This window comes from Taurinivorans muris (genome assembly GCF_025232395.1).
GTDB classification, from domain to species: domain Bacteria; phylum Desulfobacterota; class Desulfovibrionia; order Desulfovibrionales; family Desulfovibrionaceae; genus Taurinivorans; species Taurinivorans muris.
The window spans coordinates 1,043,869-1,067,321 of record NZ_CP065938.1 but is presented as its reverse complement, the minus strand read 5'-3'; the positions used below and the strand labels follow the sequence as shown (position 1 = coordinate 1,067,321).

At 41.4% G+C, this 23,453-nt stretch carries 20 protein-coding genes and 1 riboswitch; of the genes, 10 read left to right on the top strand and 10 right to left on the bottom strand.

What is annotated here, in order from left to right; translation table 11 throughout:
- Positions 1 to 296 precede the first annotated feature (296 nt).
- The 7 genes from JBF11_RS05025 to JBF11_RS04995 all read left to right on the top strand — a co-directional run bounded on the left by JBF11_RS05025 (position 297) and on the right by JBF11_RS04995 (position 9,065).
- Entirely contained in the window at positions 297 to 1,301 is a 1,005-nt protein-coding gene (locus JBF11_RS05025) for a TRAP transporter substrate-binding protein (protein ID WP_334316282.1), read from the top strand.
- A gap of 57 nt (positions 1,302 to 1,358) precedes the next feature.
- A complete protein-coding gene (locus tag JBF11_RS05020) occupies positions 1,359 to 3,287 on the top strand; it encodes a TRAP transporter large permease (RefSeq protein WP_334316281.1) in 1,929 nt (642 codons plus the stop codon).
- 8 nt (positions 3,288 to 3,295) lie between these two features.
- Positions 3,296 to 3,706 carry a GlcG/HbpS family heme-binding protein gene (locus tag JBF11_RS05015; RefSeq protein WP_334316280.1) on the top strand — a complete coding sequence of 137 codons (411 nt, stop codon included), beginning with the start codon at positions 3,296 to 3,298 and terminating at the stop codon, positions 3,704 to 3,706.
- 280 nt (positions 3,707 to 3,986) lie between these two features.
- Positions 3,987 to 5,744: a sulfoacetaldehyde acetyltransferase gene (xsc, locus tag JBF11_RS05010; RefSeq protein WP_334316279.1), complete on the top strand. Its 1,758-nt coding sequence runs from the start codon at positions 3,987 to 3,989 to the stop codon at positions 5,742 to 5,744.
- Between the two features lie 812 nt (positions 5,745 to 6,556).
- Positions 6,557 to 6,658: riboswitch (TPP riboswitch) on the top strand.
- A gap of 41 nt (positions 6,659 to 6,699) precedes the next feature.
- Positions 6,700 to 7,989, top strand: coding sequence for a phosphomethylpyrimidine synthase ThiC (thiC, locus tag JBF11_RS05005; protein ID WP_334316278.1), 1,290 nt, complete (start codon positions 6,700 to 6,702; stop codon positions 7,987 to 7,989).
- An 89-nt stretch (positions 7,990 to 8,078) separates the two neighbouring features.
- A complete protein-coding gene (locus JBF11_RS05000; protein WP_334316277.1) occupies positions 8,079 to 8,597 on the top strand; it encodes a pyridoxamine 5'-phosphate oxidase family protein in 519 nt (172 codons plus the stop codon).
- A 294-nt stretch (positions 8,598 to 8,891) separates the two neighbouring features.
- A complete protein-coding gene (locus JBF11_RS04995) occupies positions 8,892 to 9,065 on the top strand; it encodes a hypothetical protein (RefSeq protein WP_334316276.1) in 174 nt (57 codons plus the stop codon).
- A gap of 78 nt (positions 9,066 to 9,143) precedes the next feature.
- Here the strand turns inward: JBF11_RS04995 and JBF11_RS04990 are convergent, their stop codons facing one another.
- The 3 genes from JBF11_RS04990 to JBF11_RS04980 all read right to left on the bottom strand — a co-directional run bounded on the left by JBF11_RS04990 (position 9,144) and on the right by JBF11_RS04980 (position 11,729).
- Positions 9,144 to 9,590, bottom strand: coding sequence for a GNAT family N-acetyltransferase (locus tag JBF11_RS04990; protein WP_334316275.1), 447 nt, complete (start codon positions 9,588 to 9,590; stop codon positions 9,144 to 9,146).
- Between the two features lie 151 nt (positions 9,591 to 9,741).
- A complete protein-coding gene (locus tag JBF11_RS04985; protein WP_334316274.1) occupies positions 9,742 to 10,887 on the bottom strand; it encodes a metallophosphoesterase in 1,146 nt (381 codons plus the stop codon).
- On the bottom strand, positions 10,887 to 11,729 hold the full coding sequence (locus tag JBF11_RS04980) for a histidinol-phosphatase (protein WP_334316273.1): 843 nt from the start codon (positions 11,727 to 11,729) through the stop codon (positions 10,887 to 10,889). Before JBF11_RS04980 ends, JBF11_RS04985 begins: the two co-directional genes overlap by 1 nt.
- Positions 11,730 to 11,880: 151 nt before the next feature.
- Between JBF11_RS04980 and JBF11_RS04975 the strand changes: the two genes are divergently transcribed.
- On the top strand, positions 11,881 to 13,209 hold the full coding sequence (locus JBF11_RS04975; protein WP_334316272.1) for a tRNA nucleotidyltransferase/poly(A) polymerase-related protein: 1,329 nt from the start codon (positions 11,881 to 11,883) through the stop codon (positions 13,207 to 13,209).
- A 343-nt stretch (positions 13,210 to 13,552) separates the two neighbouring features.
- Here JBF11_RS04975 and JBF11_RS04970 read toward each other — a convergent pair whose 3' ends face one another.
- Together JBF11_RS04970 and JBF11_RS04965 are read right to left on the bottom strand one after the other, a co-directional pair.
- Complete coding sequence (locus JBF11_RS04970) at positions 13,553 to 14,665, bottom strand: hypothetical protein (protein ID WP_334316271.1); 1,113 nt, start codon at positions 14,663 to 14,665, stop codon at positions 13,553 to 13,555.
- Positions 14,666 to 14,676: 11 nt separating this feature from the next.
- Positions 14,677 to 15,840, bottom strand: coding sequence for an MBOAT family O-acyltransferase (locus JBF11_RS04965; protein WP_334316270.1), 1,164 nt, complete (start codon positions 15,838 to 15,840; stop codon positions 14,677 to 14,679).
- Between the two features lie 334 nt (positions 15,841 to 16,174).
- Between JBF11_RS04965 and JBF11_RS04960 the strand changes: the two genes are divergently transcribed.
- Complete coding sequence (locus JBF11_RS04960; protein WP_334316269.1) at positions 16,175 to 16,324, top strand: hypothetical protein; 150 nt, start codon at positions 16,175 to 16,177, stop codon at positions 16,322 to 16,324.
- A gap of 136 nt (positions 16,325 to 16,460) precedes the next feature.
- Here JBF11_RS04960 and JBF11_RS04955 read toward each other — a convergent pair whose 3' ends face one another.
- Positions 16,461 to 17,246, bottom strand: coding sequence for an aspartate/glutamate racemase family protein (locus tag JBF11_RS04955; RefSeq protein ID WP_334316268.1), 786 nt, complete (start codon positions 17,244 to 17,246; stop codon positions 16,461 to 16,463).
- 1,232 nt (positions 17,247 to 18,478) lie between these two features.
- On the opposite strand from JBF11_RS04955, the gene JBF11_RS04950 reads away from it, so the two are divergent.
- On the top strand, positions 18,479 to 19,693 hold the full coding sequence (locus JBF11_RS04950) for a dicarboxylate/amino acid:cation symporter (RefSeq protein ID WP_334316267.1): 1,215 nt from the start codon (positions 18,479 to 18,481) through the stop codon (positions 19,691 to 19,693).
- A 133-nt stretch (positions 19,694 to 19,826) separates the two neighbouring features.
- On the opposite strand, the gene argF is transcribed toward JBF11_RS04950, so the two are convergent.
- The 4 genes from argF to argC all read right to left on the bottom strand — a co-directional run bounded on the left by argF (position 19,827) and on the right by argC (position 23,452).
- Positions 19,827 to 20,834, bottom strand: a complete 1,008-nt coding sequence (gene argF, locus JBF11_RS04945) for an ornithine carbamoyltransferase (RefSeq protein WP_334316266.1) — start codon at positions 20,832 to 20,834, stop codon at positions 19,827 to 19,829.
- 9 nt (positions 20,835 to 20,843) lie between these two features.
- On the bottom strand, positions 20,844 to 21,659 hold the full coding sequence (gene argB / locus JBF11_RS04940; RefSeq protein WP_334316265.1) for an acetylglutamate kinase: 816 nt from the start codon (positions 21,657 to 21,659) through the stop codon (positions 20,844 to 20,846).
- 7 nt (positions 21,660 to 21,666) lie between these two features.
- Positions 21,667 to 22,209, bottom strand: a complete 543-nt coding sequence (locus JBF11_RS04935) for an N-acetyltransferase (RefSeq protein ID WP_334316264.1) — start codon at positions 22,207 to 22,209, stop codon at positions 21,667 to 21,669.
- Positions 22,210 to 22,387: 178 nt separating this feature from the next.
- Positions 22,388 to 23,452: an N-acetyl-gamma-glutamyl-phosphate reductase gene (gene argC / locus JBF11_RS04930; protein ID WP_334316263.1), complete on the bottom strand. Its 1,065-nt coding sequence runs from the start codon at positions 23,450 to 23,452 to the stop codon at positions 22,388 to 22,390.
- Position 23,453 lies beyond the last annotated feature (1 nt).

Genomic DNA, 23,453 nt, shown 5'->3' with positions numbered 1-23,453 from the left:
AATGAAATAATGAAAGCCAAGTTATATTTGCATTGAATATCAGACAAAAAAGAAGAAATCAAGTTGTATTTGCATTGATATTTTATAACAAGCTGTAATCATAAAGAAAAAAGATTTTGTATCGAAATTTCTTTTTGTCTGATTTTCAGAATGTTTTTTGTGGAAATCATAGTGAAGAATAACATTATTTTATTGACATTGTTTTTTTTTTTTTTTTATTCAACTACTTAAAACCAAATGAAATTTTGTACAAATACAATTTCTTATTGGTCCAATCTTTTTAAAGGAGTGTTTTTATGAAATTAAAAGCATTGTTAATGAGTGTGGCGGCATTGTTTCTTGGCGCAGCAAGCGCCTTTGCCGCTTATGACGGTCCGAAACTGAGCTTCAGGGTTGCTCACACCACTCCTCCCGGAAACCATATCACCTTGGCTTTTGAAAAATTCAAAGAGCTTGTCGAGGAAAAAAGTGACGGAAAAATAAAAGTTCAGGTTTTCCCAAACGCTATTTTAGGCAGTGACCGCGTATTGATGGAATCCGCTCAGCGCGGAACCATTGAAATGGCTGTCAGTTCAACTCCGAATATGGCAAGTTTTTCTCCTGTGTTCCAAGTATTTGATTTGCCGTACATCACGTCTCCGAAGTATCAGCAAAATTTTTATGCCGCTATCGATAACGGTCCGCTGGCTGATTATATGAAAAATGTCGCAAATGAAATCGGTCTTGAGCCGGTCATGTGGGCGGAATACGGTTATAGGCATTTTGTGTCTGTAAAGCCTATGAAAACAATAGACGATTTGGCGGGTATTAAAATGAGAACAACGGATTCATCCGTTGAAATTGAAGTTGCAAAAGTCCTTAAAATGAACCCGACACCGGTCGCATGGGGTGAAACCTATACGGCATTGCAGCAAAAAACCATTGACGGCGAAGGCAATACGTTTCCGCATCTTTATGGCGCCAAACACCATGAAGTGTTAAAATATGCCATGACTTCCGCACATAACTACTGCATGCAGGTGATGATGGCCAATAAGAAGTGGTGGGATTCCCTTGATCCGAAAGCGCAGGAGCTTATCCGCGAAGCCGCCGCCGGAGCTGTGGAATATCAAAGAACCGTTTTATACCCCGAAAACGAAGCGAGAGCCCGTCAAGGTTTTATTGACGCGGGTATTCAAATCATCGATCTGACGGATGAACAGCTTGCCGACCTAAGAAAAATGGTACAGCCTGTTTGGGATAAATTCCTGCCTATATTGCCTACCGAATTGGTGCAGTTGGTGCAAGACACCCAAAAGTGATTTTTTTGTGTTCATGAAAGCCGCTGTCCCCGGCAGCGGCTTTTTTGGGAGAATTATATGAATAAGCTTACAAAGGCTGCTGATAATTTGGAAAAGCCTTTTCTTTTCATCGGCATACTTTTCATGATTTTTGTTATCACGTATCAAACGTTTTTCAGATATTTTGTTTCTTCTTCCATGGAGTTTTTATCTTCGCGGACCGTTCTTGATTTCTTCGGTTCAGCATTGGGTTTTTCAGGTGTTAATGATTTATTTGTTTCCTGGCGTGAACGTTTGAGCAATATTGTCGGGTATGCCGTTTGGACGGAAGAAGCGGCACGGTATGTTTTTATTTGGACGACGTATCTGGCTATTCCCCTTGCAATAAAAAGGCGGGCCAATATCAGGGTTGACGCTCTTTTTGTAAAATTTTCCGAACGTGTTCAAAATTTGCTTTGGGTATTTATTGATTTGCTGCTTTTGTTTTTTACGTTCACCATTTTTTACAAGGGGATTGAATTTGTCAATATGCAGAGGCAGTTTCCGCAGGTGACGGCGGCTCTCCGCCTGCCGTATTACATTCCTTATTTGATTTTGCCGCTCGGCTTTGGCTTGATGCTGATAAGAACTTGCGAATCGTTGTATGGACAATTCAAACGTACCGGAATCAAAGATTTCTGCATTGGGGCTTTTATTGCGGTTTTATTTGCGGTTCCTCCGTTTTTTGCGGAAGATGCCAATGCGATACTTTTGCTTTTCGGGTATTTCATTCTTTTATTGATGTTCGGTGTGCCGGTCGCTTTCGGTTTGGGTTTGTCCGCGTTGCTGACCGTCATTGCGGCGGGAACATTGCCTGTTGATTATATCGCGGGGGTAGCGTTCACTTCCATTGACAGTTTTCCCATTATGGCGATACCGTTTTTTATCGCAGCCGGGATTTTTATGGGAGCGGGGGGACTGTCCGAAAGACTGCTCAATCTTGCCGATGAATTGCTGGGCGGTCTTGTGGGGGGAATGGCTCTTGCAAGTATTGCCACCTGCATGTTTTTTGCCGCAATCAGTGGTTCGGGTCCTGCAACGGTCGCCGCTATCGGGGCTATTACCGTGCCCGCAATGGTCGCGCGGGGGTATGACAAGATGTTTGCCGCTGCGACTGTCGCCGCCGCAGGCGCCATCGGGGTTATGATACCTCCGAGCAATCCCTTTGTCGTTTACGGGGTTACGGCGCAGGCTTCCATTGGCGACTTGTTTTTAGCGGGCATTGTTCCGGGAATTTTGACCGGCGGCGTCTTAATGATTGTGACGTATTATATTTCCAGAAAACATAATTGGAAAGGTGAAAACCGGAAAAGAACGTTCGCTTCGGTTTCAAAAGCGTTTTGGAATGCAAAATGGGCCGTGCTTGTTCCTGTAATCGTTTTGGGCGGTATTTACGGCGGGCTTATGACTCCAACGGAAGCCGCCGCAGTTGCCGCGTTATACGGTTTAATCGTGGGCGTTTTTGTCTATAAGGAATTGAATTGGCGGAAACTGTATGAATCCTGTGTGGAAAGCGCCAATATGTCTTCTGTCATCATCATGCTGATGGCTATGGCGACTATTTTCGGAAATGTCATGACATTGGAGCAAATTCCTCAGCAAATCGCGCAGGTTATTTTAAATGTCACCAATAATCCCGTTGTCATCATTTTGTTGATCAATATTTTGCTGCTGTGGATAGGAACGTTCATGGAAGCCCTTGCCGCCATTGTCATTTTGACACCGATTTTATTGCCTTTGGCTTTGCAGATCGGGATGAACCCCATTCATTTCGGGGTAATCATAGTCGTTAACCTTGCAATCGGTTTCATTACGCCGCCTGTCGGAGTGAACTTGTTTGTCGCCAGCGGTATCGCTGATGCCAAGATACAGTCCATCGCAAAGGCGTCAATACCGTTTCTTTTGGCGATGTTGGCTGTTCTTATGGTTATTACCTATATTCCGCAGCTTTCCTTATTCTTGTTATAGGAGGCGGTATGCAGGTTTTGGATGAAAGGAATATCTTGGATGCTGCCCGGCGGTTTTGCGAATCGCATGCAATTTCGCGCGATACGCCCGTGACGCTTGCCGTTTGTTCTCCCTCGGGGGAGTGCGTCTTTTTGTTGAAAATGCATGGTGCGCCGCAGTTATCTTATGATATAGCCGTAAACAAAGCGAGAACCTCGGCTGTGATGAAAGTTACGACAAGGGCTTTTCATGAGCGGCTTATCCATGAAGGCTTGTCTGTCGCCGATTTTTGCGGAGCGGGAACAACAGGGCTTATCGGCGGCGTTCCTGTTTTTGTTGGAGATGAAATATGCGGAGGTATCGGCATCAGCGGGTGCAAGCCGGAAAGGGATGAAGAACTCGCATATATGTTTTTGTCTTATCTCATTGAAAAAATATGAGAACCGATTGATGTAATTCAAAAGTGCATTGCTTTTGATTGACAGGAGGTGTTGGTAATTCAAAAATGCATTATTCGTTGTTTGGGAGGTGACTGCTATTTTTTTCACAACTGATTTATATGTGCTTTTTAGATTCGGCACACTATATGCAATATAAAAAGTAGTTAGTCATGCGACTAGATTTTTTATGGATGATATCATTCTTGATATGAAAATAAGAATTGGTATTGAAATTTTTTCAATTAACATTTAACTAAGAGTATTTACTCGGAGGATTATCATGCCTAAAATGACCCCCAGTGAAGCTATGGCTGAAGTACTTGTTAACGAAGGTGTAACCCACGTTGGCGGTATTATGGGTTCTGCTTATATGGACCTTCTCGACCTCTTCCCAGCTGCAGGCATCGACTTTATTTCTGTTCGTCACGAACAAACCGCAGGCCACATGGAAGACGCATACTGCCGTCTTACCGGTAAAGCTGGTGTTGTAATCGGTCAAAACGGTCCTGGTGTCACAAACTTTGTTACCGCTGTCGCTACAGCTAACATGGCTCATACACCAATGGTTATCATTTCTCCAAGTGCTGGTTCTGTTTCTATCGGTTGGGACGGTTTCCAAGAATGTGATACATGGAACCTCTTCAAACCTATTACTAAAGCTTCTATCCGTGTTCCTCATCCAAAACGCGCCGGCGACATCATGCGTACAGCTTTCCGTACCGCTTATGCGCAACGCGGACCAGTTCTCGTAGATATTCCTCGTGACTACTTCTATGGTGAACTTGAAGAAGAAATTTTAAAACCTCACCAATACCGCGTCGCTCCTGGCGGTATCGGCAACCCGGCTCAATTTGCACATGCTGTTGAAGTAATCAAAAACGCTAAAAACCTCGTTATCGTTGCAGGCCGCGGTGTTGTTGATGCTGACTGCGTAAAAACAGTTCAAGAAATGGCTAAATTCTTGGGTGCTCCTGTTGCTACTACTTATCTCCACAACGACGCATATCCTTGCGACGACCCATTCTGGACCGGTCCTATCGGTTACATGGGTTCAAAAGCAGCTATGAGAATACTCCAAAAAGCTGACGTTATCCTCGCTATCGGTACACGTTTGTCTTACTTCGGTACTCTCCCGCAATACGATATTAACTATTTCCCGAAATCAGCTAAAATCGTTCAAATCGACATCAACCCACAACACATCGCAAAAACCCACCCGGTTGAAGTTGGTCTTTGCGCTGATGCTAAAGACGCTTCCGAAGAACTCTTCAAACGTCTCCAAGCTGCTCTTAAAGCTAAAACCGATGCTGAACTCCAACCTGTTTACAACATGGTTAAAGCTGAACTTGAACAATGGTACAACGAAATCAACGATATCGCTAACGAACCTGTTGGTACACGTGACGGTGAAACCCTTATGCACCCACGTAAAGCATTGGAAGTTGTCGGTCAATTTGTATACGACAAAAACGCTATCGCTACTACCGATATCGGTAACACTTCTTCTACTGCTAACAGCTACCTCCGCTTCAAAAATCCAAAACGCCACATTGCTACCCTTACTTTCGGTAACACTGGTTTTGCTTATCAAGCAGCTTTGGGTGCTCAACTCGCTTGCCCAGAAGATACCGTTCTCTCAATCGCAGGTGACGGTGCTTGGGGTATGAGCTTGTTCGAAGTTCCAACCGCTGTTCAATACAACCTTCCTGTTATCGCTACTGTTTACAACAACGGTGCATGGTGTGCTGAAAAGAAAAACCAAATTGACTTCTACAACAACCGTTTTGTTGGTTCCGATATTTGGTCAAATTCTTATGCTAAGATCGGTGAAGCAATGGGTGCTGACGGTTATAAAGTAAATAACCAAGCAGACCTCAAGAACGCTCTTGAAGAAGCTCAAAAGAACCGTCGTCCTGCTGTTATCGAAATTATGACAGACGGCTGGAGACTTGCTCCTCCTTTCCGTCGTGACGCTCTTGCTCTTCCAACTCGTTTCTTGCCAAAGTACGAACACTTGGATGCAAAGAACTTCAAATAAATCATAATTTGATTTATAGCGAGCGATTTCGCGAAACATATGAGGACACCCGCAAGGGTGTCCTTTTTTGTGTGCTTTAGCTCAAAAAAAAACACCGGCTAAGCTGGTGGAACGGAAATTTTTAGATACGGGCCCGTCTTTTTTTGGGAGTATAACCTGATTTTGGTATGTTCCGTTGGAGTTGCCAGTCAAATCAAAGGAGGGCGGCGCCGTATGAATTAATGCCAGCTCTCATTTCATATCAAATGGGTTGCGGGCGTCACAGTTTCGCTGCGCCAAAGTTTCGCCGTAAAGAAATATAGCTGAAAAGAAGAGATGATATGAGGAAAATTTCACTGCGGCGCTGTGACAGAAAAAAGATATGTTCACAGAAAGAGCAAGGTGTGTTGACCATGTCCGCAGGGCGGCTGCCGTTCCGTTTAACCTCACGATGTCTGTGTTCATGGATGGCTGAAAGGAAAAATTTGTGGTTTTTATTGCAAAATCAATTTTCATACATACTTTCTGCCTACTCTTTTTCTTGTATGTTTGCATATAATTATACTGCATTATTTTTTTTTGATTTTTATTTTTATTTATAAAAAATTGAATGAATAGTATTTGTATTGAATATTGATACAATATTTTATAATTAATATGCGAATAAAATTTATTTTTGATTTTATAAAAGCATGATAAGTTAAATTTCAAATAATAACATACGTATTTTTATGCTTTTATAAAAATAAAAATAGTCATGCAGCATGGAATTTGATTTGAAACTCGTATCAAATAAAAATTATTGCTAACAAAAGCAAACTGGTATATAAAAAAAATGTTGCTAGGGGGACCGAAAGGTTGAGATAGGAAATTTTTCCTGACCCTTTGAACCTGACGCAGGTTATTCTGCCGTAGGAAAGCTCCCTTGCGTCATAATTTCATGACGCTTTTTTTATAGCGTCAAAAGGAAGTAAGTATGTTATCTAAAAACAAAGTGTTGAAAACTCTTTTTGACAAACACGCGAAAGCCCTTTCTGCGTATGAAGGTTTATCCGTTGAAGAGCTTGAAGCCGGCATCAATGCCGGAACAATGGTCATGCTCGGCAATCCGAACCACCCTAATCTCGAACCCATTATGATCGGGCAGCCTGCACGGGTTAAAGTAAATGCCAATATCGGAACTTCTCCGTTGACCCATTGTCTTGATTCCGAGAAAAATAAAATTAAAGCATGCGTTGAAGTCGGCGCCGATACGATTATGGATTTATCCATTTCCGGTGATTTGGATTCCATCCGTAGAACCATGATCGCTTCTTGGCATAAACCTATCGGAACCGTGCCTATGTATGCCGTAGGGCAGCAAATTTTGGACAAGGATATGCCCATTTCTTCCATGGACCCTGAAATGCTGTTCAAGGAAGTTGAAAAGCAAGCCGAACAAGGCGTCGATTATATGACTTTGCACTGCGGCATTACCCGCAAAGGCGCACAATTCGGCGATGATACGGACCCTAAATACGGCAGGGTCATGGGCATTGTTTCCCGCGGCGGTTCCATGCTTGCCCGCTGGATGCTTGACAACGATAAAGAAAATCCTCTTTTGGTCAATTATGACAGATTATTGGAAATTTGTTTGAAACATAACGTCACTATTTCTCTTGGCGACGCGCTTCGTCCCGGCGGCGGCGATGACGCCGGCGATGCCGCGCAAATCGAAGAAGCGATAACCCTTGGACAGCTTGTCCGCCGCAGCCGTGAAGCAGGCGTGCAAACTATGATTGAAGGTCCCGGACACGTCCGCATGCACCAAATCGCGTCCAATATTCAGATTATTAAACAGCTGACCTATAATGCTCCCATTTATGTGCTCGGACCGCTTACAATGGACAGCGCCGCAGGACATGACCATATCGCAGGCGCTATCGGCGGAGCCCTTGGCGTGCAGGCTGGGGTTGATTTCCTTTGTTATTTAACGCCGGCGGAGCACTTGGCATTGCCTAATGTCGATGATGTCATGGCAGGTGTCATCGCTTCCAAGATTGCAGCCCAGGCAGGAGAATTGGCTCTTGGCAGAAAGCATGCTGTCGAGCGTGAAAACGCTATGAACAAAGCGAGAAAAGCTCTTGATTGGGACGGAATGACAAAGGCTGCTCTTGACCCTCAGGCTGTTATCGCCCGCCGCGCTCCGCATAAGGACGAAGAAGTTTGCGCAATGTGCGGCAAGTTCTGCGCGGTAAAAATGCTGAACGACAGACGCAAGCATTAAAATAAATTTTAAAAGCTCATGATAAAAAAAGCGCTAGTTTTTCCGGCGCTTTTTTTGTATACTCATTTTTACCGATAAGGAGTATGCCGATGAGAAGAAAAGATAAAGAAATCACTTCCGAAGATGAAATCTTACGTATTATTCAAAATGCACGTATTTGCCATGTGGCTTTCCATGATGAAAAATATCCTTATATTGTGCCGCTTTGTTATGGTTTTGACCATCAGGGAAATAAGAAATCCCTTTATTTTCATGTGGCTAAGAGCGGAAAAAAGCTTGATTTGATTATGAAAAATCCTCATGTCGCTTTTGAAATTGAAAGAGATGTGAGCATTTACAGAGGTAAAAGCGTTTGCGATTATTCCATGGTTTTTGAGTCTGTTTGCGGTACCGGAACTATGCGGATTATTGATGATGAGAATGAAAAAATTTATGCATTACAATGTGTTACAAAGCATAATTCCTTTTATGACAAGAACGAAAAACACACCAGCGCAGTGGATACGGAACTTTATAATGCATATTTTGATGTTGAACATGTGCAAGGTATTGTTTTACTTGAACTTATTATTGAAAGTTGGACAGGAAAAAATTCCAAGCCCCATTGATGCCCCGTTGATGTTATGTGTGGATGTATGCATTAAAATAAGAACAAGGTGAATTTTGCATGAAAAGAGGAAAGGAAAAAGAAATTTTTCCTTTTTTTCTTTAAAGCGGGCACATTGATTTTTGGGAAGTGGAGATAAAAAAATAAAATGCGCCGGAAGCCGCAAATGTCACGCTGAACCCGCATTGCTAACGGTAAATGCAAATTTGCATTTTTTATCGCAGGAATTGAAAGGAGAATGGGGGAAAAGAAGTAAATGAGAATTGGCTGAATGCTAAAAGGAAATGGCGGAAATATGAAAAACGCCCGCAACGGCGGGGAATGCTGTGAATTACCGAGGGTGATTGTTTGCCGTATCTTGCTGACCATTGCCGGCATAGGGGGATTTGAATTGTCCGAATATCTTGCCCGGACTATATCGGAATATTTTTTATTGGTTATTATAATCTTATTGAATGTTCTTTCATAAAAACGCCTCACTATCATTCAAAATTCATGGTTATCCCGCCGCGGGAAATGCTTTTGATTTATTGTCGGGAGGTATGCTTTACAGTTTTCTTTTCAAATAAATCATATCTATTAGCTGTTGTCCGTTTTCGTATATGGGGTGGTCGTAATTGTCCGTAAAAAAGTTTTTGACAACGTGGGATTTTTCAAAACCGCATTTTTCGTAGAAATGGAGTGTCGCAGGGGTATCGCCTGTGCCGACGTATAATTCCGCGCCATTTTTGCAGTAATCGGCAATGAACGAGATGAGTTTTCGCCCGTATCCTTTTCGCTGGTACAGGGGGACAACGGCAATGTTCTTAATCTCATAAATGCCGGATTGTTCCTGCGTGACAATGCAGACCGCTTTTATTTCGTTATCATCGCGTAAAGCGAACATTTCCCCCCGGTACAAATATTTTTCTATCATATCCGCTTGTTCGTCCGCGATAAGCAGCAAATCCATGTATTTTGTTTTATCGTTGTCAATAATTTTTACAAATTCCATTTGATATTTTTCCTTTCCTGTTTGCCGTAAGTATTGCAAATTGGATGAAATCAACAGTTTTTATCGGATATTTGCTTGAGAATAGACCAATCGCTATTCGCCATTAAACTGCGGTTGCAGGAAGCCGTGTTTTGAAAAAAAAATCGGTCGCTTATCGGTTTTCGTGACCCCTATTGTTTTTTCCTGTCAAGTGGATGAGCGTGATTTCGCTGGGGACAAAAAGCCTGAAGGCGGTGTACGTCCAAATTCCTGTGCCGCTGCTGACATAAAGTTTCGCCTTGTTTTGTTCATATATTCCGCTTACAAAGCCTGCATTGAATTTTTTGACGACAGGGGCGAGGAAAAAAACTGTTCCGCCGTGCGTATGCCCGGAAAGCTGCAAATCGATGTGGGGAGCTGTTTTTCTGAAGCTGGCCGGATAATGGTCCAAAAATATTTTAAATCCTTGAGTAGGAATGGTTTTCAGCGGTTCTGCCGTGTCAGCGGGAAAATTCCGCAGGCGCGGGCTCGCCCCGGTAAGGGATAAATATTCATGGATTTGAATGGCTTCATTTTCCAAGACATTGAGATTGTTTTCTTTGAAAAAATTTTGCCAGTATGCAAGCGTATGGTAGTTTTCGTGATTGCCGAAAACATAGTATACTCCGTCAGGAGCGGAAAGGTTTTTGAGCGGGGCAAGGTGTTTTTTTATGTCTTGCGGTTTGACATCGCCTATATCGCCCGTATGGACAATTAATTGAGGCTTGGCTTCCATTATTTTCCGCACAATATTTTCCTGCCATTTTTCTTGGAAAATCAAGCCGGTATGCGTATCTGTGAGCAGCGCTATCGTATAATTTTCCAATTCTTCCGGAAGCGTTTCATACTTCAGCGTCACATGTTTCACGCGCGGAACTTTGGTCGTTTCATAGACGCTGTAAGGGGCGGTAATAAGACAGATTGAAATAAGGAGGATATTGACCTTGCAGGATGTGAAAGCGGCATTCCGGATTGACTTTGTTTTTTTATACCATATTGAAATAATGAATAAAACTATTGCAATGCCTATTTGCATTATTTTTATCCAAAAGTAAAAAAAGGCGAATGCGCTGAGCAATGCCAAACCGAGAACAAGCGGATAGGGCAAATAGCGTGCGGGGTCGAGAAAAGGTCCGATGGGAATGATATAGGCTAAACCAAATACATTAAGCGCAAAGAAAAAACATTTCCCTTTGGAGGAAAAGGGCAGGGTATACGCCCCCCATGCAAAGACGATACAAACCGCAAGAGATATGGGAACAAGAAATTGAAAAATCATTAAAACGCTAATTGGATAGGCTGGCGGTTAATAAAAACGGTATGTTCCTTATAGCCGAATTGGCGTGCAAAATGAGCCAGTTCTTCAAATTTATACGCCACGGTATTGATATTGTGAGTGTCGGAAGCGAAGCTGATAGGAATAGCGTAACTTGCTGCAATTTCTAAAATTTTGGGTGAAGGATGTATTTCTTCGCAGGCTTTTTTCAGCCCGCCTGTGGAAACTTCCAAAACCATGCCTGATTTTTTTACGGCTTTGCAGGTTTCATGTAAACATTCATCGGCGCGTTTTGTTTTTAACCATGCATGGAAACTGTCTATGCAGTGTATTTTTACAAAATCGGGATGGGCGATGATATCGGTTTTTCCGTATGCTGCCAGTTTTATCATATAATCGTAGTATTCTTCAAAAAAAGCGTATTTTTCCTCAAGGCTGGCGTCTTCGGCGTTCCAAAGTCCGATGTTTTGTTCCCCGACAAAGTGGATGGTGCCGATTACATAATCAAAAGGATATTTTTTTATAAGGGTGTCCATGTAATCCGGATACTGCGGGGTGAAATCCAACTCCATGCCCAGCAGGACTTCCGGAATTTGACAAAGATTTTCTTTATTGTAATCAGCGGTTTTTTCCTTAAGGAGTAAGACGTCGTTCACATAATTTTCAAATGCAATATTCATATCCCCCTCTTGGTAAAGAAGGCAGGAAAATCCTTCCGGAAGTGGGGTATGTTCGGAAAATCCATAGTATTGCAAGTTGCTGTCGACAGCGGCGTTATACATTTCCTGAACAGTGTTTTTGCCGTGGAAATAGTTCGTATGGGTATGAATATCTGCTAAAATCATAATTGCTCCGTATAAGAATTATAACGCCGACAGTATATTCCAAAATGAAAAAAAAAGCCAGAGGAGAAAAGTTAAAATAATTTATGTTTTCACTTGTTTTTGAAGAAACGCCATGATATAAAATTACATATTCCTTGCAGAGGTGTGTTTTATGCCAATGAGTGAATCAAAAGCGATTTGCAAAACAATATTGAGAAACGGTTATGATGCATATTTAATTAATACGGCATTGCAGAATGAAATTAATGCACTTTTAAATATTCAGGAATTTTCCATTGCCTGTGATGTTGATGCGGAAACATTGCAAAAACTTTTCCCCAATCTTGATGAATCCGAAGAGCCGGGCGAACTTGCGGTTTTAAAAGGGGAATCCGGCTGCATATTCCGCTTTTATCCTATCAACTGCTCTGCTGATGCGCACCCCGAGGCTTTACGCAAGTTTTTTACACAACGTATGGTAACCCAGCTCAAAAAGTATAATCCGGAACTGTATGAAGCTGTTGTAAGCACGGAAAATTTCATGCGCTCTGATGAAGTTTTTGCTGATTTTTCATGCGGTTATATAAAATTGCAGGGCATTCCTCATTTGACGCTGAACAAAAATTACGTGCTTGCTATCAGGGCTCTGCGCTTTGCTGCAAACTATGATTTGCCCATAGACCCGAATACATGGGTTGCTATTGTGAAAAATGCAAGCAATATCGTCAATTATATTTCCGGGCATGCTTTTGTTGAAGAGTGGCGTCTGGTTTCGGCGGAATCCATGTGGCGCTTTTTTGAATTATTGAAAGAAAGTTCTATCCTGCACGGAATTATTCCGGAACTTGGCGCGCTGACTGCGGTGAAACAACATACCAATAAAAAAACAAACGATGAAGAAAGTGTTTTTGATTTTACCATACGCTGTTTAAAATATTATCCGGAAGAATTGCTGCACTATGATTGGGTCGGAGCTGTGGCGGTCTTATTCCACGCTATCGGAAAAGCCTATGCGGCGGAAAGGGTTGACGACCGTTGGTATTTTACGCAATTTCATAGAATAGGGGCGAAAATAACCCGTAAAATCTTATACCGCATGCATTTTGAGTCTGATGATATTGATACGATTTGTGCGATTATCGGCAATCAAATCCGTTTTCAGTCCATGATGACGGACAGAGGCATGCAAAAATTCTTGGAACTTCCTCATCAGGAACGGCTCATCGAGCTTGCGCGGGCTCAAATTAAAGCTATTCCTAACGGAAATTATACAAACTTCAACCATAATATCAAGTTTATGGAACGCGGCACAACACCGCTGTCCATGCGTGAACCGCTGCTCAACGGCAATGAAATTATGGAATACACCAATCTTGCTCCCGGTCCGAAAGTCGGCAGACTTCGCGAAGCCTTGCTTAACGCGCAGGTTATCGGCGAAGTGAAAAATACGGAAGAAGCTATCCGTTTTGTTATTGAAAATATGGATAAAATCCCTGATTGATACTTTTTTAAAATTCGGACAGTTTCAGTTTCACTCTTTAGGGGCGGGAGCGTCAGCTTCTTGCTGTAAAAGAATGAAATCGGGTAAAAGTCGGGGTTTCGGCTCCTTAGCCGTCACGGGTAAAGACAATGAAACAAGGGTGAGAGAGAGCAAAGAGGGAATTTTTCTTCGTTAGCTTGCCTTTTGTCGGGTTGAAATCCGCTGCAAGTATTCATGGCATACTATACAAAATAAAAAATTTTCAAATGAAACATATTAAATTAATTGGGAAATATCCCCTAGGTTGATAAAAATAAAAACTCGGCACACCGCCGAGTTTTTTTACGGAAAAATTTTATTAATATTATTCAGGATAATATCCTAATTTCCTATACTTTTCTAACATCTTTTTCGCTTCCGCTTTTCTTTGTTTTTTATATTCTTCCATGTCTGGAATTTCTTGCGTTTTGTTTGCAAGATAGCAATTTATTGTGTCTGCAACATATAAAGTCCTTAGCATTGCACCTTCGGCATTAAGGTGGTATATGCTGTCGTAGGAGAATATTAATTCAAAGTTTGACAGTTTTGGAATACCGATGATGTCAAGTCCGTGTTCTTTAATTTTGTCGGTCAATTTTTGCAGTCTGTCCGCATGTTCTTTTTGGGTTAAATCAAATTCCGGATTTTGTATGGTTACAGGATAGGTCAATAAAAGTTTTATATTTTGTTTTGCTAAAAAGTCTGCAAAATCTTTGAGTTGTTGAAAGCGGAAGTCTTTTAAATCTGTCAGATAAAAATATCTGTTGGAGAAATCAAGTTTTAGTTTGCTTTCATTGTCAATAATTTTATCCCCGAAAGAATTATAAGCATTCCCGCCGTCAGCCCTTCTCAGTATTGCCAGCGGATTTTTGGAATTTAAACTTTGCATGTATTCTTCATAGCTGCGGCCGGGAAATTTAATATCATGGTTTATTATGCGTTCAGGCAGGTATGGTAATGATTTAAATAAGATTTCTAAAATTTGTTTTACAGAAAATTCTTTGATAAATTCAGAGCCCCATGTTAATAATATTCGAATTACCCAATCTTCTAGAATTTTCTCATTGGTGTAAAAATTATACTCCAATGGCATTATTACTATATCACCGGGTTTTGCATATTTTTTGATTTCTGCAAAATATATTTCTATAGGAGTGTATGCGTTAAGTCCAAAATTAACAATTTTTTGGTTTGTTTTTTCTTCCAATAATGGTGTGCATATGCTGAAAAGCGTATTTGAACCGCTCACAAGAAAAATTTTTTGGGTGTCTATTGTTTTTGCCCGGTGTTCTTTTATGGAAAATCCTTCTTTTAGCCAATATGCCGCATTTGGTATGTAAAGAGGATATGTTATACTGAATATGGAGGTTAAAATGAATAAGAGCGCATATGAAGAAAGAACAATAGAGAAAAAAAGTATAATTCTTTGTTTATACATAGTGGTACCTATTAAAATTGAAAATAAATGAATTCTTGCGTGTTTTCAGGGTGAAGAAGTTTTAAAATGCAAAGTACGGCAAGAATTGCGCAATAAACAGTAAACCGGCATGTTTTGAATTTGTTTTGCAATTGCTGGCTATTTTTGGTGAAAATTATCAGAAAAAGAACAGAAATAATAAGCAGCGCTTTTTCAGGATATAAGGGGATAGGTTCGATGATTGTTTGGATAAAAGGTTTGCTGAAATTGAAACTTCGCTGAAAGGTAAGGGCTTTGAAAAAATTCGTTATGTCATTCAATTCTTTTGCCCTGAAAATAATCCATGCAAAATTGACAAAAGAAAACGTGAGAAGCCATGCGAAAAAAGCGGGTAATTTGAATGCGTTTTTTTCATTCCAAATTCTGTGGAGGATGAGAGCAAGCCCGTGCATGATCCCCCAAATGATAAAAGTAATGGACGCACCGTGCCAAATCCCGCCGATCAGAAAAGTGATAAAGAGGTTGGCATACGTGCGGAATTTTCCTTTTCTGTTTCCGCCTAAAGGAATGTAAATATAATCACGGAGCCAAATGGAAAGGGTGATATGCCAGCGCCGCCAAAAATCTCTGATAGATAAAGCTTTATAGGGCGAGAAAAAGTTGTGGGGGAGTTTGATATTGAAGAAAAGAGCGCTTCCGATCGCCATGTCGGAATAACCGGAAAAATCAAAATAGAGTTGAAACGTATAGCAAAGACTGCCAAAAAGCGCTTCAAGGAAGGTAAGTTTTATGTCTGAATCGAAGCAATAGGAGACAAGAGGGGAAAGATTATCCGCAATAAGCAATTTTTTGGAAAGTCCGATGACAAAAAATAAAAGTGCATAGTGGATATTTTTCCAACGGATGATTTGATTTTGAATAGAGTAAAATTGCGGGATAAGGTCTTTATGGTGAACTATCGGACCGGCAATAAGCTGTGGAAAAAAGCAAATAAAACAGCAGTAATTGAGAAAACCCTCACTGGAAGCGAGATGTTTTTTGGTGTAACAGTCGGATAAATATGCGATTTGCTGGAATGTGAAAAAGCTGATGCCAATGGGCAAAATAATATGAAAATAGGGCAGTTCCTGTCTGAAGCAATAATTGACTATGGAAATGGAAAAATCCAAGTATTTATAAATAAATATTAAAAGCACATTGAAAACAATCGAGAGAATGAAAATTGGTTTTCTGTATTTGTTTTCTGCAAGCAGAAGTTTGCTGAAAAAATAGTTAACAAGGACGGAACTAATGATAATATATAAGTTTTTTGGCTCCCAATACCCGTAAAAAAAGAGAGAGCTTAGGATAAGAATAAATAATAAATACTTTGTGCAGCGGGTGTAGAGGAAAAAATAATAAATAAAAATCGTTATGGGCAAGAAGCATAAAAAATATTCAAAAGAACTGAAAACCATATTTCCTCCTCGCTCCAATATATATATATATAGGATAGTCAAGCCGAAATCGGGAAAAAGGGGGGGGGAGAATGTGGCTGTATTCATAAAAAAGCCCAAGGTGGCGGAACAAAATCGTTCTGATGTTCCTATTGTAAAAAAAATGGTTTTTCCCCAAGACTTTTTGGCAATAAGCAAGATAGGTTGTTTTGCTTTATGGTTGTTCGATGATAATTATTCTTAATATCAGCAGGAAATGTTCTTGTTCATGTAATCATATATTGCGTTTAAAGATTTTATCAGCAGCATATCCTTAATCGCAAAAAAAGGCTATTCAAGATAGCCCGGAGCGTATTCGCATACAGAGGAGAGAGGTCTTTTTAATGATTATGTTTCAGTTTTGTTGCATCGAAAGCCTTAATTAAACTTTCAGCCAGAATTTTTGTGGGGTCTAACAAAGGAATGCCTTGGAAATCCGTGCCGGATAACGCCAGTGGAAGTTCTGTGCAGCCCATGATGATACAATCGGCATTTTTTTCCGCCAAATGTGCTGCCTGCAATCCAATATCATTTTTTGCCCTATCCGTCACGGGACTTGAAAAAGCTTTAATTCCATAACTTGAATTGCTGATAGCGTTTTGTAAAAGGGCTCTTCCTTCATCTTCCAAATATGAAACATTCAATCCATACCTATTGAAATGCATATCGAAGACTTTGGAATGATATGCTCCCTGCGTGCAAAGCACTCCCACATTTTGGGCAGCCGGGTGTGCCGTGCGGATATGGTTTGCCGTTTCTGCAATCATATGCACAAATTGTCCCTGAAAGCCCGATTTGTATAAAATATCAAGCGCGACATCCAAAATGGAGGCGCTGTGAGCGGTATTGCAGGGAATACCGATAACACTTGCTCCGGCTTTTGCCAAACGCACCAATAATTCCCCCATGGCATAACCTGGGTTGATAGTCGTTTTTCCCAGCAAAAACTCCACCCGCGGGGGAATGGCATTGGGAAACGAGTATAAAAGAACAGGCAAGTGTTCTTGGTCTGTTGCGGCATTGGTGCAGTCAAAAACCTTATGCACGAAATCAAGCCCCGCATATGGACCCAATCCGCCCAATACGCCTATGCATTTTGCAGTGGTGGCACCCGTTTCATTTTTCATCTATCCGGCTCTCTTTGTTTCATATTAAAAAGATTTTGGGCAAGCGTATATTTTCTGCGTATGCCCGCGGCGTGGAAATTGTGCTGAATTCATGCTTTGTTCTCCTTAGTTTAATTCCGTTTTACAAAGCGGCAATACTCTCAATTTCAATCAAAGCGTTTAAAAATAATCGGTGAGTGGCACTGCGAAATATGCCGGAAAATTTTTTATTGAATACTGTTGGTTGAATATATTGTGCTGATATTTTTATAATCGCCCAATTTCGCTATGATTACGGTTGGTTTTACACCTCTTCAATGTTTTGTTTTTTCGTCTCATTCCAAAGGAATATAGTATGTTAACGTTTGTTCTGCCTGAGTTTTTACGCGTTTTCAGCAAGTTTTTCATTTCAGGAGATGATTTCCAATTGCCCGGAAATCATGCTAACCTGCTGAATTGAACGGCTTGTGGATAAGGATTTAGTGATTTAAGAGCTTTGCCGTTCGCAATGATTTTTTTATAACAACTTTAAATAATAATAATGTCGACATTAAATAAATACACTTTCTGTTTTCTGTTGTCAAGCGTTCCATTATCAATTGCCGTAATGGTTAACAAGATGTAAAATCGGGCATTCCCTTCGATTTCATTCTTCTACAGCAAAGTGCCGACGCTCCCTCACCCAAAGGGTGGAACTGCCAAGTTCAAAATCACGTTTACCTGTTTTTCATATTTTTATTATAATACATTGATTATATGACTCTAAACAATTTAGAGAGATATCCCAGCCTGTTCTTATTTAGTAGCGTTTATTTTTCAATCAAAATGCAAATGGTATTCTTACTGGTATTTAATATGGTTTTATTAATTTTGCCATTATTTCTGAATGTCAGTTCATGGAATAGAAGTTAAAAAAATCACACAGCGTTATTCTCTATCCTCATTAAATACCGTAAAAATTTTCTTTTTAGACGCAATAAATAAGACTTTGCGGCTGTGTGATTAAAATAAAACTTTCATAAATTATTTAAAACGGGTTATCTCTAAATCCGTATCAATATCATTTTTCATGCTGAGCCATTTTATTTTCATCTTATGATAATTATTTATTTTATAAAGAAATTTATACGAAATTTTTTCAACATATCATGGATAAATGCTTTTTGTATTGACTATGTGAATAAAATAATATAATGTCGACATTATATAAGTTTAAAAATATATATTTCATTTATTCTAACAAGGAGGAACTTATGAAAATAAGTTTAACAACACAAATGCTTTTGGCATTGGTTTTAGGTTGTGTTTGCGGTTTGATTGTTTCTGCTGTCGGCATTAGCCCTGCGTATTTCAAACCTCTTGGGGACATCTTTATTACTCTCATCAGAATGGTTGTTGTTCCGCTTGTTTTCACAACATTGGTCGCCGGTGCCAGTTCTGTCGGCGATTTGCATAAGCTTGGCAATATTGCGGTAAAAACGCTTTGTTACTATGTTGGAACAACTGCTATTGCCGTTACCATTGGCGTTGTTATTGCGAATGTAATTCAGCCGGGTGTAGGTCTTACCATTTCGACGGAAGGAGTTAAGGCTCTTAATGTAAATCCTCCTTCACTTTTAAAAGTCTTTATGGATATTATTCCGTTAAATCCCTTTGAAGCACTCACTAAGGGGAATATGCTGCAGGTTATTTTCTTTGCTCTTTTTGTCGGTATGGCTTGCAGCACTCTGAAAAAAGAGTATGAAGTTGTTCTTCGCATGTTTGAAGGCTTGGCGGAAATAATGCTTAAAATTACAACTGCCATTATGTATTATGCCCCAATCGGAGTTTTTGGCTTGATGACCTTTACCGTTGGTACGTATGGCTTGGATGTTTTGCTGCCTCTGCTTGAGCTTATTATCACTATGTTTGTTGCCTGCATATTGCATATCCTTTTATGCTATGTCCCATGTATCCGTTTCACCGGTTTGAAAATCAGACAATTTTTCAAAGGTATCGCTTCTCCTTTGCTTATTGCGTTCACAAGCACATCCAGTGCGGCAGCCCTTTCAACAAACCTGCAAAGCGTGCAAAAGCTCGGTGCTTCAAAACCTGTTTCCAGTTTTATGATTCCTTTGGGCAATACCATCAATATGGACGGTGCCGCGATTTACATGGGAGTTGCGGGTATTTTTGCCGCTGCGTTATACGGTATTGATTTAACCATTGACAAGCAGCTTCTCATCATTGTTATGGCTGTGCTCGCTTCTATCGGCAGTATCGGTGTTCCCGGGGCTGCTTTGATTATGATCACCATGGTATTTACGCAAGTCGGCATTCCGCTGGAAGCCATTGCCGTTATTGCCGGCGTTGACAGAATACTTGATATGATGAGAACATCATTGAACGTTCTTGGTGACGCAACCGGTGCGCTTTTTGTTTCAAAGCTTGAAGGTGATTTTGTATTGCCGCAGGACAGTGAAGAATAACAATAGGTTAACCAAAATAAAACAGCCCTATGATGGTCATAACTCTGTCATAGGGCTGTTTTTTGTATCGATTAAAATAGTTATGTACGGTTGTTGTATGAAATGCCGGTTAAAAGTTTAAACATTTGCACGATTAACCAAGAACGTCTGCAAAACTTGCAACCATTACGGCTTTAATCGTATGCAGGCGGTTTTCGGCTTCATCAAAAACAATGGAAGCATCCGATTCAAATACTTCATTGCTGACTTCGATTCCGTCCAAGCCGAATTCCTGATAAATTTCTTCGCCGATAGTGGTGTTTCTGTCATGGAAAGCCGGCAGGCAGTGCAGGAATTTGCAGTTTGGGTTTTGGGTCAGCGCCATGACACGGCTGTTGATTTGATAGGGTTTTAAAAGGGCGATGCGTTCAGCCCAAGCTTCTTTCGGTTCTCCCATGGAAACCCATACGTCGGTATAGAGGAAATCGCAATTTTTAACGCCTTCTTCGATATTGTCCGTAATGGTGATTTTCGCATGGGATTTTTCTGCGAATTTTTGCGCCATGTCTTGATATTTTTGTTCAGGCTGCAGGGATTTGGGAGCAATTATTCTGCAATCCATGCCAATGATGGAAGCGCCGAGCATAAGGGAATTTGCCATATTGAAGCGGGAATCGCCGATATAGGCGAACGTTATTTCGTTTAAATCTTTTGTGCTGTGCTCACGCATGGTGAGAAAATCCGCTAAAATCTGCGTGGGGTGGGATTCGTTCGTAAGCCCGTTCCAAACTGGCACATCGGCATATTTGGCAAGGGTTTCGACAATTTCCTGTCCGAAACCGCGGTATTCGATACCGTCGAACATGCGGGAAAGGACGCGCGCCGTATCCGCCATGGACTCTTTTTTGCCGATTTGCGAACCGCTGCTCAGATAAATGGCGTGTCCGCCTTGGTCAAAAGCGGCACATTCAAAGGAACAGCGTGTTCTTGTAGAGTCTTTTTCAAAAATGAGCGCAATTTTTTTGCCCTGCATATATTTTTGTTCCGTGCCGGATTTGTTGGCTTTTTTTAAAAAAGCCGCAACATCGAGCAAATAGAGTAATTCTTCTTTTGTAAAATCCGCAATTTTCAAAAAATCTCTGCCGATTAAAGAAACAGCCATATCTTCTCCTTATTGGGTAATCAGTGTTCCGTAATTGAGTTTTGAAAAATCGTTGTGCGAAAGAGCGTAGTGCACTTCATTTAAAATAACGGATACGTTTGCTGCATTTTTCCCGTCAAAAATAAGGGCGGCTTTGCAGCCCTTGTCAATGGCGTGTTCACAGCTTTCAATTTTTGGAAGCATGCCGCCGTAAATGGTTTCATCAGCTTTTAGGGCTTGTATTTGTGATAACTCGAGGTGAGGCAAGAGATTTTTGTTTTTATCCAAAACTCCTGCGACATCAGTGACAAGGATAAAAACGTCCGCTTTCAAAGCTCCCGCCAAAGCGCCCGTTGCCGTGTCTGCATTGATATTGAGGCTGTTTGCCGTGTTTTCTTCATAGCCGATAGGGGCGACAACGGGAATATGATCGTTTTCAAGCAAAATACGGCAAAGGTTCGGATTGACCTGTGTCACTTCGCCAACAAAGCCAAGCTCGGTATCGGCATTTTTTTTTGCCAGAAGCGTGCAGGCGTCTTTGCCCGTCAGTCCGACAGCTTTGCAGTGTTCTTTGCATAACAAGCTTACGAGCCACGTGTTCACATCGCCGCAAAGAGCCATTTCAACCGCTTTCATGGCTTCGGCGTTAGTGATGCGCAAACCGTTTTTAAAAGAGCTTTCAATGTTCAGTTTGCCAAGAAGTGCATTGATTTGCGGTCCTCCGCCGTGCCCGATGACAATATCCCATTTTTCGCGGGCAAGGCTGATATTTTGGGCAAAGGCTTTATTGAGGACGGGGTCGCTCATGGCGTGACCGCCGTATTTTATGACAGTTAATGGTTTCATGGAAATCCTATAAGTGCTGAATCATGCCGATTTCGTCACATTTATAAAACTTGGGGCATTTGGAACATTCGGACCAGACAACAGGGGGAATTTGTTCACGGGGCATTTCGCTGAAGCCGACAGAGGTAAAGAATTTAGGCGCGAGCGTAAACACGAACAAGTCTTTAACGCCTATACTTTTCGCATTTTCCCTAAGGGCGTCAATCAGAAGTTTGCCGAGCCCGCGGTTTTGCAAGGCGGGGTGCACTGCCACAGAGCGTATTTCCGCAAGATCTTCCCATAAAACATGCAGTCCGCCGCAGGCGACAACGACTTCCTTTCCGTCTGCTTCGCCTGTTATGAGCATATAGTCCTGAATGCTTTGATAAAGGTAAAGCGGTCCGCGCGCAAGCATGATTTTGGCGGAAGCAAATTCATTGATAAGCGTTGACATGGCGTTGACATCATCAATACGCGCTTTGCGCGGGGTATGGGAAAGTTTTATCGTGTCCGGGTTGATTTGCGGAAGTTGGAAATTCCATTCGGAAGGTTTTGCAGCAGTAGAATCCATAACAAATCCTTTTTAAACATTAATGTTGTTAAAAATGTGTGAAAGTCGAAATTTATAGCAAATATTACGTAAAATCAAGAAAAAATAATACGATGTCGATAACAAAAATGTAATTTTTGAAGTTGCCTTAAAGAAAAAAAGCCCACGGCGTGAGCTTATTGTGCGAAAAAATGCTTGTTTACGGACATAAGGGGGCATTATTGATACCTGTCGCAAGAGGCAAGCCCAAGCAAAGGTTTGCATTGGCGACAGCCTGCATGGACGCGCCGCGGGCAAGGTTGTCAATGGCGGAGGCGATGATGAGCTTATTGGTTCTTGTATCAACGCTTATGGCGATGTCACAGAACAAAGATCCCCGTACGTTTCTTGTTTCCGGCAATTGCCCTGAAGGCAGAACCCGCACAAAGGGGGAGTTTTCGTATTCGCCGGCATAAAGGGCGTGAATTTTTTCCGCAGAAATAGCTTTCGCAAGCGGAGCATAAATGGTATTCAAAATGCCCCGCTCAATGGGAAGCAAATGGGGATTGAAAGAAACAAAGATTTCTTTTTTGGCGATGGCGGAGAGTTCCTGCTCGATTTCCGGGGTATGCCGGTGTTTCCCGCCGATGGAGTAAGGGCGGAAATTATCATAAACTTCACAAAAAAGGCTTGATGCCTGGGCTTTTCTGCCTGCTCCGCTTGTTCCTGATTTTGCGTCGATAACAATATCGTTTTGTATGAGGGCATTTTTCAGAGCCGGATATAAACCCAAAATGCTTGCTGTGGGGTAGCAGCCAGGGTTTGCGATGAGATCGGCATTTTTTATGCTGTCCGCATAAATATCGAAAAGTCCGTAAACGGCCCGGGTTAAAAGGTCTTGCTCCGTATGTTTGATTTGATACCATGCTTCATAGGTTTCAGGATTTTTAATCCTGAAGTCTGCGGATAGGTCAATAATTTTTATCGTTTTATTCAATGTTTTCGCAATGCTGAAAATTTCGCCCGCGCTTTGCATGGCTGTTCCGTGCGGCACGGCAAGAAAAATGATGTCACATTCTTTTGCGAGTTCTTGGGCGTCATAATCGCTTATGCAAACCGAGCCGATTTTGTAAGAGCGTAAAAAAGGGTACAGGTCTTCGATTTTTTTGCCGCTTTCTTGTCTTGAGGTCGCGTGCGTAAGTTCTATTTGCGGGTGTGTCGCCAAAATTCTTGCCAGTTCCATGCCCGTATAGCCGGTGACGCCGATAAGTCCTGCTTTATACATC

What these genes read in the sequence shown, in the direction of transcription:
- JBF11_RS05025 (WP_334316282.1), top strand. Translation starts at nt 297, where the DNA reads ATGAAATTAAAAGCATTGTTAATGAGTGTGGCGGCATTGTTTCTTGGC.
- JBF11_RS05020 (WP_334316281.1), top strand. Translation starts at nt 1,359, where the DNA reads ATGAATAAGCTTACAAAGGCTGCTGATAATTTGGAAAAGCCTTTTCTT.
- JBF11_RS05015 (WP_334316280.1), top strand. Translation starts at nt 3,296, where the DNA reads ATGCAGGTTTTGGATGAAAGGAATATCTTGGATGCTGCCCGGCGGTTT.
- xsc (WP_334316279.1), top strand. Translation starts at nt 3,987, where the DNA reads ATGCCTAAAATGACCCCCAGTGAAGCTATGGCTGAAGTACTTGTTAAC.
- thiC (WP_334316278.1), top strand. Translation starts at nt 6,700, where the DNA reads ATGTTATCTAAAAACAAAGTGTTGAAAACTCTTTTTGACAAACACGCG.
- JBF11_RS05000 (WP_334316277.1), top strand. Translation starts at nt 8,079, where the DNA reads ATGAGAAGAAAAGATAAAGAAATCACTTCCGAAGATGAAATCTTACGT.
- JBF11_RS04995 (WP_334316276.1), top strand. Translation starts at nt 8,892, where the DNA reads ATGAAAAACGCCCGCAACGGCGGGGAATGCTGTGAATTACCGAGGGTG.
- JBF11_RS04990 (WP_334316275.1), bottom strand. Translation starts at nt 9,590, where the DNA reads ATGGAATTTGTAAAAATTATTGACAACGATAAAACAAAATACATGGAT.
- JBF11_RS04985 (WP_334316274.1), bottom strand. Translation starts at nt 10,887, where the DNA reads ATGATTTTTCAATTTCTTGTTCCCATATCTCTTGCGGTTTGTATCGTC.
- JBF11_RS04980 (WP_334316273.1), bottom strand. Translation starts at nt 11,729, where the DNA reads ATGATTTTAGCAGATATTCATACCCATACGAACTATTTCCACGGCAAA.
- JBF11_RS04975 (WP_334316272.1), top strand. Translation starts at nt 11,881, where the DNA reads ATGCCAATGAGTGAATCAAAAGCGATTTGCAAAACAATATTGAGAAAC.
- JBF11_RS04970 (WP_334316271.1), bottom strand. Translation starts at nt 14,665, where the DNA reads ATGTATAAACAAAGAATTATACTTTTTTTCTCTATTGTTCTTTCTTCA.
- JBF11_RS04955 (WP_334316268.1), bottom strand. Translation starts at nt 17,246, where the DNA reads ATGAAAAATGAAACGGGTGCCACCACTGCAAAATGCATAGGCGTATTG.
- JBF11_RS04950 (WP_334316267.1), top strand. Translation starts at nt 18,479, where the DNA reads ATGAAAATAAGTTTAACAACACAAATGCTTTTGGCATTGGTTTTAGGT.
- argF (WP_334316266.1), bottom strand. Translation starts at nt 20,834, where the DNA reads ATGGCTGTTTCTTTAATCGGCAGAGATTTTTTGAAAATTGCGGATTTT.
- argB (WP_334316265.1), bottom strand. Translation starts at nt 21,659, where the DNA reads ATGAAACCATTAACTGTCATAAAATACGGCGGTCACGCCATGAGCGAC.
- JBF11_RS04935 (WP_334316264.1), bottom strand. Translation starts at nt 22,209, where the DNA reads ATGGATTCTACTGCTGCAAAACCTTCCGAATGGAATTTCCAACTTCCG.
- argC (WP_334316263.1), bottom strand. Translation starts at nt 23,452, where the DNA reads ATGTATAAAGCAGGACTTATCGGCGTCACCGGCTATACGGGCATGGAA.